Origin of the sequence: Phyllobacterium trifolii, assembly GCF_014192095.1 — a bacterium.
GTDB lineage: Bacteria > Pseudomonadota > Alphaproteobacteria > Rhizobiales > Rhizobiaceae > Phyllobacterium > Phyllobacterium trifolii.
In genome coordinates this window covers 17,888-35,399 of the sequence record NZ_JACHXN010000014.1, presented here as the reverse complement: position 1 = coordinate 35,399, position 17,512 = coordinate 17,888, and the positions used below count along the sequence as shown (strand labels likewise).

Here is a 17,512-nt window from a genome sequence, read left to right as displayed (position 1 = left end):
ATTGAGGCTATATGACCACTCTGGGGCGCTTGTCGCCACCCGATTCTTGCAACGCGTGGATTCACTGTCGTTTGGCTGTCGCAAGCGCCATCTGGAATGCGGAGGCGAAGCTTTCGCGGTCATCGGGATTGAGAAACGAGCCGATCGCCACGACCTTGCCCTGTCCTTCGACCAACATCGACGTGATGCCGATTTCCGCATGGCGGGCGACGCTGAACCGCGTCCAGAAGGGATTGAATTCATGCAATTTGGCCCGGCCTGACGGGGCAACCTGGCGGATTTGCAAGGCAATACGCGAAACGCTCACCTCTTCATGGGCTTTTGCCGAGGTATAATTCATCCGGAACGCGATATAGACCAGCAGAACATCGAGACCGAAGAAGCCAAAAACCGGCCAGGCCCCAAGCGACAGAAAAAACAGGCCGGTGAAGAAGCTGCTGACGCCCATCGTTGCCATAAGAATGAGAAAACCAGTTTGACCCAGCGAACGATGAGGCACGAGAAGCGCACGAAAAATTTCTTCCTCGTTTTGGCCCGCAGCGTCAAATGGGTTCATTGTTTGGCTCATGGGCTTTAAGTATAGATGCACCATGGAAAATCCCAAGCGTAAAATCGATGAAGATTATGTGAAGCCCACTAAATCGGCCAAGGCGCGCAACGTTCCTGGCACGCGCTATACCGCTGCGGAAATCCATGAAATCTTCCGGCGTTTTTCGATCCAGCGCCCGGAGCCCCGGGGCGAGCTTGAGCACATCAATCCCTTCACCCTGCTCGTCGCGGTGGTGCTTTCAGCGCAGGCGACCGACGCCGGTGTGAACAAGGCGACGCGAGCCCTATTCAAGGTTGCGGACACGCCAGAAAAGATGCTGGCCTTGGGCGAAGCAAAGGTCGGCGACTATATCCGGACCATCGGGCTCTGGCGCAACAAGGCGAAGAATGTCATCGCTTTGTCCGAAGCGCTCATCAACCAATATGGCAGCGTGGTTCCGGATGACCGCGACGAGCTGATCAAATTGCCCGGCGTTGGCCGCAAGACGGCTAATGTCGTCCTCAATATGGCCTTCGGCCAGTCGACCATGGCGGTGGACACCCACATCTTCCGTATTGGCAACCGGCTTGGCCTTGCACCCGGCAAAACACCGGAGGAGGTGGAGGCGCGTTTGATGAAGGTTATTCCTTCCGAATATCTCTACCACGCGCACCATTGGCTCATCCTGCATGGCCGCTATATCTGCAAGGCGCGCAAACCGGAATGCTCTTCCTGCGTCATCGCGGATATCTGCAAGGCGGCGGAAAAGACCTCGGAAATACCGGCTCCGCTGGTGCCGCTGCCACCGCAAATTATCTGATCACAGCGGCCGGGGGTTCGGACTGCGCGACCGCCTTGTGCAAATGCACCATCATCGCGGCGGCAAAGAGCGGGGTCAAAAGATTGAGGATAGGGATCGCCATGAAGGCGGCGATAACCAGCCCTCCCAAAAACACTGTCGTTGCATGTTTTGAGCGCAGCGCCTTGGCTTCCATTTCCGGGCGAAAACGCATCGCGGCAAATTCGAAGAACTCCCGGCCGAGCAGATAGCCATTGACGACGAAGAAGGCGATGATGTTGACCCCGGGGATCAGCAGCATCAGCAAGGCAGCAATGTTGCCGAGGATAACGACGCCAAGGAATTTCACGGACAGGATCAATGATCGGACAGCGGGCAATGGCCGGCCTTTTGGATCGAGTGGATAACCTTCTTTTTCCACCACCTCCGCCACATCATCAAGGAAGAGCCCGGCAACGATTGCCGTGACGGGCGCAATGAGCAGCGCCAGTCCAAGCGCAAGCCCAATGCTGGCAAAAATGCCGGCGATGAAGCCGAGCCATCCAGCCCAGGACGGCAATTCCGGCAGCATCTGGTCGAAAAATGGCCAGGCCAGCGCCTCGAACAGTTCCCGCAGACCGAACCATATGCCGATGAGCAGCAAAACAGTCAGTCCGATCGATTTCCACAGGACAGCACGAAACTCCGGGCGAAATAGATGATTGGCCGCAGCGCGGGCGCTTTCAACGATCATTTAGGGCCGCTTTCCAAGGTTTCCGGGTTGCGGACATAGGAGCAGTTCACAGTCAAGACAAGTCAACACGCCAAAGAAGGGGTAGTCAACCGGCTGCCGACGCGCTAGGACAGGCGCCAAAATAACTGCCAACAGGTACCGAACAGTTCAATCCCGGAGTTTTCATGTCCAACTTTGACGTGCTTTGCATCGGCAATGCCATTGTCGATATCATCGCCCGCACCGATGATGATTTCATCATCAAGAACGGCATCATCAAGAACGCCATGAACCTGATCGATGCCGATCGCGCTGAGTTTCTTTATGAGCGCATGGGTCCAGCGATCGAAGCCTCCGGTGGAAGTGCCGGCAACACTGCGGCAGGTGTCGCCAGTCTCGGCGGGCGTGCAGCCTATTTCGGCAAGGTCGCAGACGACCAGCTCGGCCATGTCTTCATCCACGATATCCGCTCCCAGGGCGTCGCTTTCGATACACGCGTATTGAACGCGCCTCCGCCTACAGCGCGTTCGATGATCTTCGTCACGCCCGATGGCGAGCGCTCCATGAACACCTATCTCGGCGCTTGCGTCGAGCTTGGGCCGGAAGATGTTGAAAGCTCCAAGGTATCGGAGGCTAAGGTCACCTATTTCGAGGGCTATCTCTGGGATCCGCCCCGGGCCAAGGAAGCAATCCGCCTGTCGGCGAAGATCGCGCATGAACACGGGCGCGAAGTATCGATGACGCTGTCAGACCCTTTCTGCGTCGATCGCTATCGCGAGGAGTTCCTTGAACTGATGCGCTCCGGCACGGTGGACATCGTCTTTGCCAATGAAGCGGAATTGAAGTCGCTGTATCAGACCGATGATTTCGAAACGGGCCTTGAACTCATCCGCAAGGATTGCAAGCTTGCAGCCGTCACCCGCTCTGAAAAGGGCTCCGTCGTGGTCTCGAAGGATGAGACTGTCGCAGTTCCGGCGATCGAGATTGCGGAACTGGTCGACACGACCGGCGCCGGTGACCTTTATGCCGCCGGCTTTCTGTTTGGCTATACGAATGGCCGGTCCTTGACGGATTGCGCGAAGCTTGGTTCGTTGACCGCCGGTCTGGTCATTCAGCAGATCGGTCCGCGGCCGCAGCAGAACCTGAAAGCGGCTGCCGAGCAAGCCGGACTACTTTGATTTGATATAGCCATCGCGCTTCAGCTCTTCCGAGGTGCGGCCGGGCTTGTGATATGTCGGGAGCGCCCAGCCGAAATAGAGCGCACCGCCGCGTACGACAAATGCGGCGAGCGCTGCGACGAGTGCGGAAACCTCCGGCCCGACGGCAACGCTGTGCAGCACTGTGTATGTGACCGACCCGGCGAGAGCTGCGGTCACATAGATCTCGCGCCGCATCAGCACGGACGGTTCTCCGGATATGATATCGCGCAGAATTCCACCAAAAGTCGCAGTCATGATTCCGGTAACAATCGCAATCGTTGAGTCGAAGCCCAGCGCCAGGCTTTTGGCCGCGCCGATGACACTGTAAGCGGCTAGACCGAGCGCATCGAGCCAAAGCAGAACGCGGTAGCGCGATTCGAGCAGATTGGCCGAAAAGTAGACGAGAATGGCTGCCGCAGCGCAGACCATAAGATTTCCGGGATCCTTGACCCAGAATACCGGTACACCAAGGATCAAGTCGCGCAATGTGCCACCGCCGATGCCGGTGACGGCGGCGAGAAAGACGAAGGCGATAATATCGAGCTGGCGACGCGATGCCGCCAAGGCCCCGGTCGCAGCAAAAACGAATATTCCGGCATAGTTGAAGAGCTGGATCATGGTCATCGGCAGTTCCCCCTGCGCCGTTATTCTCGATACGATAGTGCATGACCCGGCAAAATGAAAAGAGCCACATTCCGCTTGGAAATGTGGCTCCAAAAGCTGATCTGACGATCGGATCAGGCGTCTTTTTCTGCCTGCGGATTGATCGGGCCAGGCTCAGGCTGACCCTCGGCAGATGCCTGTTTCGGACCGCCCTTTGATACGCCGACAAGCGCCGGACGCAGCATGCGGTCACCGATGACGAAGCCGCTCTGCGCAACCTGCAATACTGTGTTGTGCGGCACATCGGCATTTGGAATTTCGAACATCGCCTGATGGAAATTAGGATCGAATTTCTGGCCCAAGGGATCGAGTTTCTTGACGCCATGACGCTCCATGGCCGACATAAGCGAACGCTCGGTGATTTCGACGCCCTCAGCGAGGGTCTTGAACCCGGCATCGCCACTTGCCAGCACATCGGCAGGGATGGCCTCCAAAGCACGCTTCAGATTGTCGGAAACGGAGAGCATGTCGCGTGCGAAATTGGCGACCGAATAGGCACGCGCATCGTGGACATCGCGCGCGGTACGCTTGCGCAGGTTTTCCATATCGGCAGCAAGCCGCAACAGCTGGTCCTTGAGGTCGCCGTTCTCGGCGCGCAATTTATCAAGCTCAGCCCAGTTGTTGGCATTTGCCTCCATCTCGTCGTCCTGAGCGAGGGCATATTCTTCAGCTTTGCGTGATTTGAGAAAATCATCGGCAGCGCGCTTCAGCGCATCGCGATCGCGCGGATTCTTCAGGTCGCGCTGGTCGAGATCGGGAGTGTCGTGATTTTTCTTGTCTTCAGCCATGTATCCTGTCCATTCATTATTCGTAAGTTGCGCTGGATATCGAGGTTTAGGCCATAAAAATCAAGTGCAAATGACTACCGTAGGAGCCGCGAGACGAGCTGGGCGGTGTAGTCTACCATCGGTACGATACGCGCATAATTCAGTCTTGTCGGGCCAATGACACCGAGTGCTCCGATGATTCGCTGTTCGGAATCGCGGTAGGGCGCGATAACCAGCGATGAGCCGGAAAGCGAAAACAGCTTGTTCTCCGAGCCGATGAAGATGCGCACCCCTGGTCCGGCTTCCGCCAGATCAAGCAGTTGCAGCGTGCCCTCCTTGGTTTCGAGATCATCGAAGAGGTGCCGCAAACGATCAAGATCTGCTTCGGCGCTCACCGATTCAAGCAGGTTACCCCGCCCGCGCACGATCAGCCGTGCCGGCTGGCCACCGCCATCGCCGCCCCAGATGGCGAGCCCCTGTTCGACCAGATGTTGCGAGAGGGCGTCAAGCGCCTGCTGGGTTTCTTCCTTCAGCCGGGCGATTTCCTGCCGCGCCTCGGTGATGGTGCGGCCTTGAATGTGTGCATTGAGGAAATTCGAGGCTTCTATCAATTGCGACGGCGTCACGCCAACCGGCAGATCGATGACGCGGTTTTCGACGTCACCGCTTTGCGTGACCAGCACGGCGAGAGCCCTTGTCGGTTCAAGCCTGACGAACTCGATATGCTTGAGCGCACCTTCCGCCTTGGCCGCGAGCACTAGTCCTGCCCCGCGCGACATGCCCGAAAGGATCTGGCTCGCCTGCGTCAGCACGCTTTCAGCCGATTGCGTTTCTCCGGCCCTGACCTGCGCCTCGATGGAATTGCGTTCGGACTTGGAAAGATCGCCAACTTCCATGAAGGCATCAACGAAGAAGCGCAGGCCGATCTGGGTCGGCAAGCGGCCGGCGGATATATGCGGTGCATAGACGAGGCCGAGATGCTCGAGATCGCTCATCACATTGCGGATCGTCGCCGGAGACAACGACACAGGCAGGATGCGCGACAGATTACGCGAACCCACCGGCTCGCCATCGCCGAGGTAACTCTCGACAATGCGCCGGAAAATATCGCGCGATCGCTGGTCGAGCGATTGCAATGTGTCCGGAACCACGGTCCTGTTCATCGTGCCTCAGCTTTTGCTTGTCAGACCTTGATATAAGCGTTCTCTGCGCAATCATCAAAGCCTTTGATCAAAGCCTTTGCTTCATCACCCCATCACGGTTAAAAGGCCCAGAACACATCAACAAGAGGTCTACCAATGCGTCACTCCAAGCGAGCCCCCGACGAAATGCGCGCCATTTCCTTTGAGCGTGGCGTTTCCAAACATGCCGAGGGCTCGTGCCTGGTCAAGTTCGGCGACACGCACGTCTTGTGCACTGCTAGCCTCGAGGAAAAAGTGCCAGGCTGGATGCGCAACACCGGCAAAGGCTGGGTGACGGCGGAATATGGCATGCTGCCGCGCTCGACTGGTGACCGCATGCGCCGTGAAGCTTCTTCGGGCAAGCAGGGCGGCCGCACACTGGAAATTCAGCGGTTGATCGCCCGTTCGCTGCGCGCGGTCGTTGACCTGCAGACGCTCGGCGAAGTGCAGATCACCGTGGATTGCGATGTCATTCAGGCTGACGGGGGCACCCGTACCGCAGCGATTACCGGCGGCTGGGTTGCGTTGCACGAATGCCTGCGCTGGATGGAAACACGCCAGATGCTCAAGGTGGAAAAGGTGCTGAAGGATCATGTCGCGGCCATTTCCTGCGGCATTTCCAATGGCACACCTGTAATCGATCTCGATTATCTTGAGGACTCGACCGCGCAGACCGACGCCAATTTCGTCATGACCGGCAAGGGTGGCATCGTCGAAGTACAGGGAACCGCCGAAGGCGAACCCTTCTCCGAAGAGGAATTGCTGTCGCTGATGGGCCTTGCCCGCAACGGCATCACCCGCTTGGTCTCCTTGCAGAAAATGGCCGTTAGCTAACGGGGTTTCACCATGCAGCCCTCGGGAATATTGGAAACAGCGCTCTATGTGACCGATGTCGAGACGGCTGCACGATTCTACGGCGATGTGCTCGGGCTTGAATGCATCCTGCGTGCGGGCGAAGAATCCGTGTTCTTCCGTTGCGGGCCGGGCGTGTTGATCCTGTTTAATGCCGAAAAACTCAAAGAACGCCCAAAAGATGGTTTGCCGATACCCTCCCATGGTGCCACCGGTCCGGGTCATGTCTGCTTTCGCGCGACACGGGATGAAATTACCGAATGGAAATCCCATCTTGAAGCGCATGGCGTTGCCATCGAAAGTGAATTCGACTGGCCGAATGGCGCGCATTCGCTGTATTTCCGCGATCCGTCGGGTAACTCGATCGAATTTGCTGAACCGAAATTATGGAATTTGAAATGAAGACACTCGAAAAGGGCAAGCTGCTTGTCGCCAGTCACAACCAGGGCAAGATCAAGGAAATGATCGACCTGCTCGGTCCGTTCGGCTTCGAAGTGGTCTCGGCCGGCGATCTGGGCCTGCCGGAGCCGGATGAAACCGGCACGACCTTTGAAGAGAACGCCTATATCAAGGCTTTCGCCGCTGCCAAGGCGACCGGTCTTGTGGCGCTTTCCGATGATTCCGGCCTCTGCGTCGATGCGCTTGGCGGCAATCCGGGTGTCCACACGGCCAATTGGGCGGAATTGCCCGATGGCAAGCGTGACTTTTCCCATGGCATGCAAAAGGTTGAAGCCGAACTCCAGCAAGCTGGTGCCAATGCGCCTGAAAATCGTAGCGGCCGCTTCGTTTCTGTCATTTGCCTTGCGTGGCCGGATGGCGAAGCCAATTATTATCGCGGCGAGGTGGAAGGTGAACTTGTCTGGCCGCCGCGCGGTACCGCCGGTTTCGGCTTCGACCCGGTGTTCAAGCCGGAAGGCCACGACGTGACGTTCGGCGAAATGACGGCAGAACAAAAGCATGGCTGGAAGCCTGGCGACAAGGACGCGCTGTCGCATCGCGCGCGCGCCTTCCAGCATTTTGCCAAAGATTGTCTGGACGCCGGATGAACCGGTCCGACAGAGGCGAGTCCGGATTCGGCGTCTATGTCCATTGGCCATTCTGCATGGCCAAATGCCCGTACTGCGACTTCAATTCGCATGTCAGGCACCAAACTGTTGATCAACCGCGCTTTGCCGCAGCCTTCGCACGTGAAATGGCAACGATGCGGACCCGTACCGGCCAACGCACTGTTTCAAGTATTTTTCTCGGCGGCGGGACGCCATCGCTGATGCAGCCGGAAACTGTGGCATCCGTTCTCAACGAGATTTCGCGCAATTGGCATGTGCCGGATGATATCGAGATCACGCTCGAAGCCAACCCGACGAGCGTTGAAGCCGACCGTTTCCGGGGTTACCGCGCCGCTGGTGTGAACCGCGTTTCGCTTGGCGTGCAGGCACTCAACGATGCCGATTTGCGTCGCCTCGGCCGGATGCACAATGTCAAGGAGGCGCTTGCCGCGATCAAATTGGCGCGGGAGATTTTTCCCCGGCTCTCGTTCGACCTGATCTACGCCCGGCCCGACCAGACGATTGCCGCATGGCGCGACGAGCTGGCGAAGGCCATCTCCTATGCCGCAGACCATCTGTCGCTCTATCAATTGACCATTGAAGAGGGGACGCCGTTCTATAACCTCTGGAAAGCCGGCAAACTGGTGACGCCCGATGGTGATCATGCAGCAATGCTTTATCAGGAGACGCAAGAGGTCACGGCACGGCATGGCCTGCCCGCCTACGAGATTTCCAATCATGCCGCGCCGGGCGCGGAGTCGCAGCATAATCTCGTCTATTGGCGCTACGGCGAATATGTCGGGATTGGGCCGGGGGCGCATGGGCGCTTCATTGAGAACGGCACGCGAGCCGTGACGATCACGGAGCGTCATCCGGAAACCTGGATGCAAAAGGTAGAAACCACAGGTCATGGGGTCGTCGAAGAAGAGTTTCTGACGCATGAGCAGGAGGGCGATGAATTCCTGCTCATGGGATTGCGTCTCGTCGAAGGTATCGACCTTTCCCGGTACGAGCGTCTGACCGGACACGGCGTCAAGGAGAGCCGCGTGATTTCCTTGGCCGAACAGGGTCTTATCGAATATATCGGCAACAGCCGCATCCGCACGACACCTGAAGGTGCAATCGTGCTCAATGCGGTCATCGCTGATCTCGCAGCTTAGGGAAGAGACTTGTCTGAAGGGGAAGCAAAGGAGCGGGACTACCAGATTGGCAGCGCGTCGTTCCGCGCCCGGCCGCTGGAGCCGGCGCTTTATATCGTGGCGACACCGATCGGCAATCTCGGCGACATGACCATTCGCGGGATCGAAACCTTGGCCGCTGCGGATATCATCGCTTGCGAGGACACGCGCGTCAGCCGCGTTTTACTCGATAGATATGGCATTTCGCGGCGTCCCTATGCCTATCACGAACACAATGCGGATATGGCAGGACCGAAGCTGATCGCAGCGCTGCTCGCGGGCAAAAGCGTGGCATTGATTTCCGATGCGGGCACTCCGCTGGTATCCGATCCGGGCGGACGTCTGGTGCCTGAAGCCAAGGCGGCAGGCGTTCGCGTCGTACCGATCCCCGGTGCATCGTCGGTTCTCGCTGCGCTCACGGCCTCTGGCCTGTTCAAGGATGCATTTTATTTTGCCGGCTTTCTTTCATCGAAACAGGGCCAGCGGCGCGCCAAGCTTGAACAATTGAAGTCGCTCGATGCCACATTGGTGTTCTTTGAATCGCCTAACCGGGCAGCAACGACACTAGCGGATATGGTCGAAGTATTCGGGCCGGAACGCCAGGCATCGCTGTGCCGCGAACTGACCAAGACCTATGAGACAATCGTCACCCTGCCACTCAGGGAGCTGGCTGCGGAATTCGACGGCGAAGATCGCATAAGGGGCGAGGTAGTGCTGGTCATCGCTTCTCCTCCGGAGGATGAGCACGTGCCACGAACCGATGATGACATCGATACGCTGCTGCGTGCACTCAGCCTTGAAATGTCGCCCGCCAAGGCCGCTGGCGAGGCCTCGCGCATGACCGGACGACCCAAAGGCGAGCTGTATCAACGGCTCTTGGCGATGAAATGACAGAGCTTGGCAAGCGCCACAAGGCCTACCGTCGCGGTCACTCCGCCGAACGCCTTGCTGCTCTTGCCCTGATGCTGAAAGGTTATCGCATCATCGGCCGCCGTTATCGCACGAAACTCGGAGAGATCGACCTGATCGCGCGGCGCAAAGATGTCGTGCTCATCGTCGAGGTCAAGGCTCGGACAACACTCGAGCAGGCGATGGATTCGGTCAACGTTCTGACCATGCGCCGTATCGAAGCCGCCGCTGACCTGTGGCTTGCCCGCCAACCAGACCATTCCCGCCTCTCCCTTCGCTTCGATCTTGTTGCTATCCTGCCATGGCGCTGGCCTGTGCACGTGCCCGCGGTGTTCACGAGCTGAGGAGGAATAGCGTGACGGCGCAACAACTTGACCTTGATAAGCTACGCAGAACGGCAATCGGGGGATGCATCAAGGCCTTGGTGGTATTGGTGCTCCTGGTGCATGTTCCCGCATGGACATTCCGCTTCTGGCAGGGGTGGCTTTATCTGGTTGTCTTCACGCTTTGCATGTTCTGGCTGACATTCTATTTTCTCAAGCACGATCCGGCGCTTGTTGCCAGCCGGCAGAAAGCCGGTGCGGGCGCCGAGCGCGAAACCTCGCAGAAATGGATTCAGGGCGCGGCCAGCGTGGTCGGCCTCCTGATGTACATCGTACCGGGCATAGAGCGGCATTTCACCGGACTGCCCTTGCCGGTTTGGCTCGTCGTCTTGGCTAACATCCTTGTTGTCGTCGGATTCTGGATCATGTTTCTGGCCTTACGTGAGAATGGACACGCGTCGAGCATCATCGAGGTGAAATCCGGCCAGAACGTTATCTCCAGCGGCCCATACGCCTTGGTGCGTCATCCCATGTACTCGGGCGCAGTGGTGCTTTTTCTGGCAACGCCTTTGGCGCTCGGCTCGCTATGGGCACTTCCCGTTGCAATCGCCTTGAGCGTGGTCATCGCCATACGGCTGCTCGATGAGGAGCGCTATCTGAAAACCAATCTCTCGGGGTATGACGCCTATTGTCGAAAGGTAAAGTCGCACCTCATCCCCGGTATCTGGTAAAATGCAACTGGCCGCCCTCGCATGAGGACAGCCAGTTGGATGTAGAGTTTTCTACTGTGCGGACATGTCCATGTACGCGACTTCCCAGACATGACCGTCGATGTCCTGGAAGCTGCATCCATACATGAAACCAAGATCCTGAATTGGCTTCCACGCATTGCCGCCTGCGCTAAGCGCCTTGGCCAGCATGTCGTCCACTTCCGCACGACTCCCGGCAGAAAGCGCGATCAGTACCTCCTGCGCCTTGGTGGCATCGCTGATATCGTTGTTGATGAAATCCCGAAACCGATCCTCCTCCATAAGCATCGCAAAGATGTTTTCCTCGATCACCATGCAGGCGGTCTTGTCGTCAGAAAAATCGGGATTGAAACTGAATCCCAAAGCGGCAAAAAAGGCCCGTGTAGCCTCAATGTTCTTGACTGGCAGGTTCACGAAAATCATGCGCATGGAAAATTATCTCCTCTTCGTTCAATGGCGTTCCTATAAAGGACGAACCGGAGTTCCGCGATCCGACATTCGTAGCAAGAAAAAAAATTACTTGCATTTGCTCGCTAACACGATAAATCTAGTCGTGTATCGATGCCTCGCGGATACGGACGATCAAGCATGTCGTGCTTTGCCTTCAGGAGGCGATGGCCGGGCGTGTGTCCCTTTGAGCGCATAGAATGCGAATCCGCTTGTTCCGGCATTTTCAGAAATTCCATGCTCACCCGCGACAATTGGCGCACTTCTGTTCCTTATAAAACGAAGGCGGATCAGGGATAATCCTCGGAACCATCGGGATACCCCTGTTTATGTCCATGCATTCCAGCCAGCTTTCGGTCTTTCCTGCCTTCTTCCGCGTGCGGAATGAAGTGCTTGTTGTGATTGGTAATGGCGAGGAAGCCTTGAACAAGGCGCGGCTTTTAGGCCAGACCAACGCTACCGTTCGGATAATCGCAGCGGAGCCTGAGCCTGAACTTGCCGCTTTCCTGCGTGACGGCAGCCACGAACACGTCGCAGAAAAATTTGCTCCCAAGCAACTGACCGGCGCAAAGCTGGTCTTCGTCGCCACTGGCGATGAAGACCAGGATGCGGAGATCGCTGATGAAGCGCGCCGCCAGCACATTCCAGTCAACGTCGTTGACCGCCCCGACCTTTGCGATTTCTACACGCCCGCCATCGTCAATCGCGCGCCGCTAGCCATTGCCATCGGTTCGGAAGGCACCGGCCCTGTGCTGACGCAGATGATCCGTGCCCGCATCGATGCCGCTTTCTCACCGCGGCTCGGCGATCTTGCGCGTCTTGCCAATGCCTATCGCCCTGTGGTGGAGAAGCTAGTCAAAAAAGGTCTGCCGCGCCGCCTGTTCTGGCGCTCGTTCTTTTCGGGCGATGTCGCCGGCAAGATTTACAACAATGACTTGACTGGCGCCCACCAGGCAGCAGCAGGTCTCCTCGATGACCAGGCGGCCCCGAAGGGCTACGTCTGGCTGGTCGGCGCGGGGCCCGGCGCCGAGGATCTTCTGACATTGCGCGCACACCGCGTCCTCATGGAGGCCGACGTCATCGTCTATGATGCGCTGGTGCCCGAAGCTGTGGTTGCCATGGGCCGCCGCGATGCAACCCGGCTCTCCGTGGGCAAGCGCAAGGGCTGCCACACCAAGAGCCAGAGCGAGATCAATGATCTGCTTGTCGCACTTGGACGTGAAGGCAAGCGTGTCGTTCGCCTGAAGTCAGGTGATCCTTTGATCTACGGCCGTGCAGGTGAAGAAATGGCCGCCTTGCGCGACGCCGGCATTGCCTTCGAAATCGTACCCGGCATCACCTCGGCCTTTGCCGCTGCAGCGGATATGCAGCTGCCTCTGACCCTGCGTGGTGTCGCATCCTCCCTCGTCTTCACCACGGGTCACGATATGGCGGGCGAAGTGCTGCCCGACTGGGCGCGCCTCGCTATTTCCGGCGCAACCATCGCCGTCTATATGGGCCGTAGCGTTGCTGCTTCTGTCGCCGGGCGGCTGATGCAGGCGGGACTGCACGCGGATACCGGCGTTGCCGTAATCGAAAATGCCGGCCGTGCAGACAGGCGCATGTTCCATGGCACGCTCAATGATTTGCCCGCGCTGGAACAGCGCGACGATCTTGACGGCCCGGTTATGGTGATTATCGGCGATGCGGTTGCAGGCTCTGCCATCGACAAGGCCGAACCTCTTTCCGCCAATGCAAAGAATTCCGTGGAGCAGCACCACCTTGAACCCAATGTTGCGTAACTGCGAAGGATGAAGATCATGAGCGTTAAAGTGTTGACTGCAAACCGCCTGACCGATGGCGAAGTTGTGTGGCTCGGCGCCAATGGCGAGTGGCTGGAACATATCGATGGAGCGCTGATCGCGCGACACGCGGAGGCGGTCAATGCGCTCGAGGAAGCTGGCAAGTCCGCGATCAAGTCCAACCTTGTCATCGACGTGAATGTCATCGACGTCGAAGAACGCGGTACAGATCTTTATCCAGTCCGTCTGCGCGAGCGCATCCGTCAGCTCGGACCCACCATTCGTCTTGACCTCGGCAAACAGGCTGAAAAGCCCAAAGCTGCCTGACCTGAAAATCGAAAGACCGCAGTATGTATCGTTATGATGAGTTTGATCACGCGTTCGTCTCTGCTCGCGTTGAACAGTTCAAAGATCAGGTGGAGCGCCGTCTCGCTGGCGAACTGACTGAAGAGCAGTTCCGGCCGCTGCGGCTGATGAATGGCGTCTATCTGCAGTTGCACGCTTATATGCTTCGTGTTGCGGTGCCTTACGGCACGCTGTCCAGCCGCCAGATGCACAAGCTCGCTCATATCGCCCGCCGCTACGATCGCGGCTATGGCCACTTCACCACGCGCCAGAACATCCAGTACAATTGGCCTGCGCTCAAGGATATTCCTGCAGTTCTCGACGAACTCGCCTCGGTGGAAATGCACGCGCTGCAGACCTCGGGCAATTGCATTCGTAACGTGACCGCCGATCATTTTGCCGGTGCCGCTGCGGATGAGGTCGGGGATCCACGCCCTTATGCCGAGATCCTTCGCCAGTGGTCCTCGATGCATCCGGAATTCTCCTATCTGCCGCGGAAGTTCAAGATCGCCGTGACAGGCGCTGACCGCGATCGTGCCGCGATCCAGGTTCATGACATCGGTCTGCATCTGAAGAAGAACGAAGCCGGTGAACTCGGCTTTGCTGTCTATGTCGGCGGTGGCCAGGGCCGCACGCCGATGGTCGCCAAGAAAATCCGCGATTTTCTGCCCGTCGAGGATTTGCTGACCTACACGACAGCCATCGTGCGTGTTTACAATCTTAATGGACGCAGGGATAACAAGTACAAGGCGCGTATCAAGATCCTCGTGCATGAGACCGGTACCGAAGAAATCACCCGCCAGATCGAGGCCGAATGGCAGGCGATCAAGGAGACCGATCTCAAACTGCCACAGCAGGACGTCGATGCCATCGATACCTACTTCGCGCCGCCAAATCTGGTCCAGCGTCCCGAAGGCTGGTCTGGGCTCGCGGCCGCGCGCAAGGCCGATCATGCATTCTCCGCCTGGGTCGACCAGAACGTAACGCCGCACAAGAATCCCGACTACGGCGTCGTGACCATTTCGCTGAAGCCAATCGGCGGTATTCCGGGCGATGCCACCGACGCACAGATGGATCTGGTTGCTGATATCGCCGAGAAATTCTCCTATGACGAGATTCGCGTTAGCCATGAGCAGAACCTCGTTCTGCCGCACGTGGCCATCGCCGATCTGCGCATTGTTTACGATCTACTTTTGACGGATGGTTTGGCAACGGCCAATGCCGGCTTGATCACCGATATTATCTCCTGCCCCGGTCTCGACTATTGTGCTCTGGCGACAGCGCGTTCGATCCCCGTTGCGCAGCGCATTTCCGAACGCTTCGGCGATCCAGAGCGTCAGGCAGATATCGGCGAACTCAAGCTGAAGATTTCCGGGTGCATCAACGCCTGCGGCCACCACCATGTCGGCCACATCGGCATCCTCGGCGTCGAGAAGAAGGGTGAAGAGCTCTATCAGATCTCTCTCGGTGGATCGGGTGACGAGATTTGCACGATCGGTGACATCACCGGCCGCGGCTTTTCCTCGGAAGAAATCGTCGATGCAATCGAGACGATCGTCGATCGTTATCTCGAAATCAGAACCGACAAGGAAGAGACCTTCCTTGCCACCTACCGGCGCGTGGGCGCAGCACCGTTCAAGGATGCGCTCTATAGCGAGGTTGCAAATGCTGCTTGAAATCAATGATCAGACCGTGGCGGATGAGGCGCGCGCGCTTCAGGCCCGCTACGGCAATCTCGAGCCGATGGATGTCATCGAGCTTGCGGTCGATCACCTCTTCAACGAGGAGATCGCCGTTGTTTCCTCTTTCGGCGCTGACAGCGCAGTGATGCTGCACATGATCGCGCAGATCGACCGCGCAACGCCGGTGCTTTTCCTTGAGACCGGCAAGCATTTTCCGGCAACGCTGCGCTACCGCGACCAGCTCATCACCGAGCTCGGCATGACGGATGTGCATGATATCCATCCGTTGAAGCAGAGCCTCAAGGATGAGGACCCGTTCGGCGCACTGTCGATGACCAACAAGGATCGCTGCTGCTATATCCGCAAGGTCGAGCCGATGGCCCGTGCCGTCGCGCCCTACCGCGCATGGATGACCGGCCGCAAGCAATTCCAGGCATCGACACGTACGGCACTGCCCGTGTTTGAGTCTGTGGGCGCGCGCGTCCGCATCAACCCGCTTGCGCACTGGACCTCGTCCGACCTTAAGTCGTATATGGCCGCGCATGATCTGCCGCCGCACCCGCTGGTCGCCGAAGGCTACCGCTCGATCGGCTGCATGCCCTGCACCGCGCCGGTCAAGGACGGCGAAGACGATCGCGCTGGCCGCTGGGCTGGCTCCGACAAGACAGAGTGCGGCATTCACCTGACCGGACTTACCGACGAACTGAGCAACATCTCGCTGACGGATTCGAGTTTATGAGTGACATTGAACAACCTGCGGGTGAGCTTTGGGGCCGCGAAGGGTTCCGTGAGGATCCCTACGTTACAGCCCAAACGCTGGAGGAAGCCGGTGATGCACCTGCTGTGATCCTGCCGCTGGGCGCATGGCTCGGTCTCACCGAAGAGACCCGCAATGCCTCCAATCGCAAGATCGGCGTTCTGGTCGCGCCGGGTGAAAGCATTGAGCCGCTATTGCCAATACTGGATTCAATCCCGGTGATTGCGCTGCAGTTTCCGGCATTCAACGATGGGCGGTCCTATTCGAAGGCCGAACTGATCAAGAACCAGCATCATTTCAAGGGTGAGTTACGCGCCGTTGGGGATGTTTTGATCGATCAGGTCGCCTATATGCTGCGCACCGGCTTCGACACGATGAAGGTCAACCACGCGGTGACACTGAACCGTCTTGCCGGTCATAATCTTCACGATGTTCCCGGTTACTACCAGCCGGGACGAGGCTCACACACAGTGTCCGGCACTTATAGCTGGCGCCGCGTTCCCGGGGCGTGAAACTCCACAAAGAACTCGAATTCGTTATCCAGAAGGCACTTTTATGTCCGAATTGATTGAAACAGACGTGGTTATTGTTGGCGCCGGCCCGGTCGGCCTCTTTGCCGTGTTCGAGCTTGGTTTGCTCGATCTGCGCGCCCATGTGATCGATATTCTCGATCGTCCCGGCGGCCAGTGCGCCGAGCTTTATCCGGAAAAGCCGATCTATGATATTCCCGGTTTGCCCGAAGTCACCGGACAGGATCTCACCACCAATCTCTTGAAGCAGATCGCACCTTTCGATCCGCAGTTCCATTTTTCTACCATGGTCACCGCACTTCAAAAGCTGGAAGACGGACGTTTCCGCGTCGAGACCGATGCGGACGAGGTTTTCATCACCAAGGTCATCGTCGTCGCGGCTGGTGGCGGTTCCTTCCAGCCCAAGCGCCCGCCCGTGCCGGAAATCGAGCTCTATGAGGGCGTCAGCGTTCACTATGCTGTGCGCAAGATCGAGGCTTTCCGCGGCCACGACGTGGTTATCGTCGGCGGCGGCGATAGCGCCCTCGACTGGACGCTCAACCTCGAACCGGTTGCCAAATCGGTGACCCTCGTGCATCGCCGGCCCGAGTTTCGCGCCGCGCCCGACAGCGTCAACAAGATGTGGGCACTGGAGAAGGACGGACGCGTCAAGTTCCGCATGGGACAGGTCAGCGGTCTGGAAGGCGCAGACGGCCAATTGTCCAAGGTCATCCTCAAGGGCGCCGAGGGCGAAGAAATCCTCGATGCCGGGCGTCTGCTGCCATTCTTCGGCCTGACGATGAAGCTCGGTCCGATTGCCGATTGGGGCCTCAATCTCGATCAGAACCTGATCGCCGTCGATACGGAGAAATTCGAGACTTCCGAGCCAGGTATCTTCGCGATTGGCGATATCAATACCTACCCCGGCAAGTTGAAGCTGATCCTCTCCGGTTTCCATGAAGCCGCGCTGATGAGCCAGGCGGCCAAACGCATTGTTTCGCCAGGCGAACGGATCATCTTCCAGTACACAACGTCATCCACCTCCCTGCAGAAGAAACTGAAGGCGGCATAGGTAACAACCCTG

At 58.0% G+C, this 17,512-nt stretch carries 21 protein-coding genes; 15 read left to right on the top strand and 6 right to left on the bottom strand.

Features of this window, described 5'->3' with window-relative positions:
* Positions 1–61: 61 nt before the first annotated feature.
* Positions 62–556, bottom strand: coding sequence for a DUF2244 domain-containing protein (locus FHS21_RS19815; protein WP_162701914.1), 495 nt, complete (start codon positions 554–556; stop codon positions 62–64).
* A gap of 34 nt (positions 557–590) precedes the next feature.
* Here FHS21_RS19815 and nth point away from each other — a divergent pair, with 34 nt between their 5' ends.
* A complete protein-coding gene (gene nth / locus FHS21_RS19810; protein ID WP_376772160.1) occupies positions 591–1,349 on the top strand; it encodes an endonuclease III in 759 nt (252 codons plus the stop codon).
* Here nth and FHS21_RS19805 read toward each other — a convergent pair.
* Positions 1,342–2,061, bottom strand: coding sequence for a sulfate transporter family protein (locus FHS21_RS19805; RefSeq protein WP_112529588.1), 720 nt, complete (start codon positions 2,059–2,061; stop codon positions 1,342–1,344). The genes nth and FHS21_RS19805 overlap by 8 nt on opposite strands.
* Before the next feature lie 164 nt (positions 2,062–2,225).
* On the opposite strand from FHS21_RS19805, the gene FHS21_RS19800 reads away from it, so the two are divergent.
* Entirely contained in the window at positions 2,226–3,218 is a 993-nt protein-coding gene (locus FHS21_RS19800; RefSeq protein WP_112529586.1) for an adenosine kinase, read from the top strand.
* Here FHS21_RS19800 and FHS21_RS19795 read toward each other — a convergent pair.
* The 3 genes from FHS21_RS19795 to hrcA form a co-directional block, all read right to left on the bottom strand.
* Entirely contained in the window at positions 3,210–3,863 is a 654-nt protein-coding gene (locus FHS21_RS19795) for a trimeric intracellular cation channel family protein (protein ID WP_112529584.1), read from the bottom strand. The genes FHS21_RS19800 and FHS21_RS19795 overlap by 9 nt on opposite strands.
* Positions 3,864–3,976: 113 nt before the next feature.
* Positions 3,977–4,690, bottom strand: a complete 714-nt coding sequence (grpE, locus tag FHS21_RS19790; RefSeq protein WP_112529582.1) for a nucleotide exchange factor GrpE — start codon at positions 4,688–4,690, stop codon at positions 3,977–3,979.
* A gap of 74 nt (positions 4,691–4,764) precedes the next feature.
* Entirely contained in the window at positions 4,765–5,832 is a 1,068-nt protein-coding gene (gene hrcA, locus FHS21_RS19785) for a heat-inducible transcriptional repressor HrcA (RefSeq protein ID WP_112529580.1), read from the bottom strand.
* A gap of 135 nt (positions 5,833–5,967) precedes the next feature.
* On the opposite strand from hrcA, the gene rph reads away from it, so the two are divergent.
* From rph to FHS21_RS19750, 7 genes are read left to right on the top strand one after another with little or no spacing between them, the layout of a single operon-like run.
* Complete coding sequence (rph, locus tag FHS21_RS19780) at positions 5,968–6,684, top strand: ribonuclease PH (protein WP_112529578.1); 717 nt, start codon at positions 5,968–5,970, stop codon at positions 6,682–6,684.
* Positions 6,685–6,696: 12 nt separating this feature from the next.
* Positions 6,697–7,104, top strand: coding sequence for a VOC family protein (locus tag FHS21_RS19775; RefSeq protein ID WP_183663730.1), 408 nt, complete (start codon positions 6,697–6,699; stop codon positions 7,102–7,104).
* A complete protein-coding gene (rdgB, locus tag FHS21_RS19770; protein ID WP_112529574.1) occupies positions 7,101–7,748 on the top strand; it encodes an RdgB/HAM1 family non-canonical purine NTP pyrophosphatase in 648 nt (215 codons plus the stop codon). The genes FHS21_RS19775 and rdgB overlap by 4 nt, the downstream gene beginning before the upstream one ends.
* Positions 7,745–8,908, top strand: coding sequence for a radical SAM family heme chaperone HemW (gene hemW, locus FHS21_RS19765; RefSeq protein ID WP_112529572.1), 1,164 nt, complete (start codon positions 7,745–7,747; stop codon positions 8,906–8,908). Before rdgB ends, hemW begins: the two co-directional genes overlap by 4 nt.
* 9 nt (positions 8,909–8,917) lie before the next feature.
* The gene (rsmI, locus tag FHS21_RS19760) at positions 8,918–9,817 is read left to right on the top strand and encodes a 16S rRNA (cytidine(1402)-2'-O)-methyltransferase (RefSeq protein WP_183663728.1); all 900 of its coding nucleotides are present in this window, start codon (positions 8,918–8,920) and stop codon (positions 9,815–9,817) included.
* The gene (locus tag FHS21_RS19755) at positions 9,814–10,179 is read left to right on the top strand and encodes a YraN family protein (protein WP_112529568.1); all 366 of its coding nucleotides are present in this window, start codon (positions 9,814–9,816) and stop codon (positions 10,177–10,179) included. Before rsmI ends, FHS21_RS19755 begins: the two co-directional genes overlap by 4 nt.
* A gap of 11 nt (positions 10,180–10,190) precedes the next feature.
* Complete coding sequence (locus FHS21_RS19750) at positions 10,191–10,889, top strand: methyltransferase family protein (RefSeq protein ID WP_312879903.1); 699 nt, start codon at positions 10,191–10,193, stop codon at positions 10,887–10,889.
* Between the two features lie 51 nt (positions 10,890–10,940).
* Here the strand turns inward: FHS21_RS19750 and FHS21_RS19745 are convergent, their stop codons facing one another.
* Positions 10,941–11,336 (bottom strand): VOC family protein, encoded by a 396-nt coding sequence (locus tag FHS21_RS19745; RefSeq protein ID WP_112529564.1) that lies wholly within the window; start codon positions 11,334–11,336, stop codon positions 10,941–10,943.
* Between the two features lie 347 nt (positions 11,337–11,683).
* Between FHS21_RS19745 and cysG the strand changes: the two genes are divergently transcribed.
* Genes cysG through FHS21_RS19715 form a run of 6 tightly spaced genes read left to right on the top strand, consistent with a single transcriptional unit; the run spans position 11,684 to position 17,500 of the window.
* Complete coding sequence (gene cysG / locus FHS21_RS19740; protein ID WP_183663726.1) at positions 11,684–13,135, top strand: siroheme synthase CysG; 1,452 nt, start codon at positions 11,684–11,686, stop codon at positions 13,133–13,135.
* Positions 13,136–13,153: 18 nt separating this feature from the next.
* Positions 13,154–13,462 carry a DUF2849 domain-containing protein gene (locus FHS21_RS19735; RefSeq protein ID WP_112529739.1) on the top strand — a complete coding sequence of 103 codons (309 nt, stop codon included), beginning with the start codon at positions 13,154–13,156 and terminating at the stop codon, positions 13,460–13,462.
* Positions 13,463–13,485: 23 nt separating this feature from the next.
* Entirely contained in the window at positions 13,486–15,156 is a 1,671-nt protein-coding gene (locus FHS21_RS19730; protein ID WP_112529560.1) for a nitrite/sulfite reductase, read from the top strand.
* The gene (locus tag FHS21_RS19725; RefSeq protein WP_112529558.1) at positions 15,146–15,901 is read left to right on the top strand and encodes a phosphoadenylyl-sulfate reductase; all 756 of its coding nucleotides are present in this window, start codon (positions 15,146–15,148) and stop codon (positions 15,899–15,901) included. Before FHS21_RS19730 ends, FHS21_RS19725 begins: the two co-directional genes overlap by 11 nt.
* Entirely contained in the window at positions 15,898–16,431 is a 534-nt protein-coding gene (locus FHS21_RS19720; RefSeq protein ID WP_112529556.1) for a DUF934 domain-containing protein, read from the top strand. Before FHS21_RS19725 ends, FHS21_RS19720 begins: the two co-directional genes overlap by 4 nt.
* Positions 16,432–16,474: 43 nt before the next feature.
* A complete protein-coding gene (locus FHS21_RS19715) occupies positions 16,475–17,500 on the top strand; it encodes an NAD(P)/FAD-dependent oxidoreductase (protein ID WP_112529554.1) in 1,026 nt (341 codons plus the stop codon).
* Positions 17,501–17,512: the final 12 nt, after the last annotated feature.

Coding starts and splice junctions, on each gene's coding strand:
- hrcA (WP_112529580.1), bottom strand. CDS start 5,832: ATGAACAGGACCGTGGTTCCGGACACATTGCAATCGCTCGACCAGCGA.
- FHS21_RS19730 (WP_112529560.1), top strand. CDS start 13,486: ATGTATCGTTATGATGAGTTTGATCACGCGTTCGTCTCTGCTCGCGTT.
- FHS21_RS19745 (WP_112529564.1), bottom strand. CDS start 11,336: ATGCGCATGATTTTCGTGAACCTGCCAGTCAAGAACATTGAGGCTACA.
- grpE (WP_112529582.1), bottom strand. CDS start 4,690: ATGGCTGAAGACAAGAAAAATCACGACACTCCCGATCTCGACCAGCGC.
- rph (WP_112529578.1), top strand. CDS start 5,968: ATGCGTCACTCCAAGCGAGCCCCCGACGAAATGCGCGCCATTTCCTTT.
- hemW (WP_112529572.1), top strand. CDS start 7,745: ATGAACCGGTCCGACAGAGGCGAGTCCGGATTCGGCGTCTATGTCCAT.
- FHS21_RS19775 (WP_183663730.1), top strand. CDS start 6,697: ATGCAGCCCTCGGGAATATTGGAAACAGCGCTCTATGTGACCGATGTC.
- FHS21_RS19805 (WP_112529588.1), bottom strand. CDS start 2,061: ATGATCGTTGAAAGCGCCCGCGCTGCGGCCAATCATCTATTTCGCCCG.
- FHS21_RS19735 (WP_112529739.1), top strand. CDS start 13,154: ATGAGCGTTAAAGTGTTGACTGCAAACCGCCTGACCGATGGCGAAGTT.
- FHS21_RS19715 (WP_112529554.1), top strand. CDS start 16,475: ATGTCCGAATTGATTGAAACAGACGTGGTTATTGTTGGCGCCGGCCCG.
- FHS21_RS19815 (WP_162701914.1), bottom strand. CDS start 556: ATGAACCCATTTGACGCTGCGGGCCAAAACGAGGAAGAAATTTTTCGT.
- cysG (WP_183663726.1), top strand. CDS start 11,684: ATGTCCATGCATTCCAGCCAGCTTTCGGTCTTTCCTGCCTTCTTCCGC.
- FHS21_RS19800 (WP_112529586.1), top strand. CDS start 2,226: ATGTCCAACTTTGACGTGCTTTGCATCGGCAATGCCATTGTCGATATC.
- FHS21_RS19795 (WP_112529584.1), bottom strand. CDS start 3,863: ATGACCATGATCCAGCTCTTCAACTATGCCGGAATATTCGTTTTTGCT.
- nth (WP_376772160.1), top strand. CDS start 591: ATGGAAAATCCCAAGCGTAAAATCGATGAAGATTATGTGAAGCCCACT.
- FHS21_RS19755 (WP_112529568.1), top strand. CDS start 9,814: ATGACAGAGCTTGGCAAGCGCCACAAGGCCTACCGTCGCGGTCACTCC.
- FHS21_RS19720 (WP_112529556.1), top strand. CDS start 15,898: ATGAGTGACATTGAACAACCTGCGGGTGAGCTTTGGGGCCGCGAAGGG.
- FHS21_RS19725 (WP_112529558.1), top strand. CDS start 15,146: ATGCTGCTTGAAATCAATGATCAGACCGTGGCGGATGAGGCGCGCGCG.
- rdgB (WP_112529574.1), top strand. CDS start 7,101: ATGAAGACACTCGAAAAGGGCAAGCTGCTTGTCGCCAGTCACAACCAG.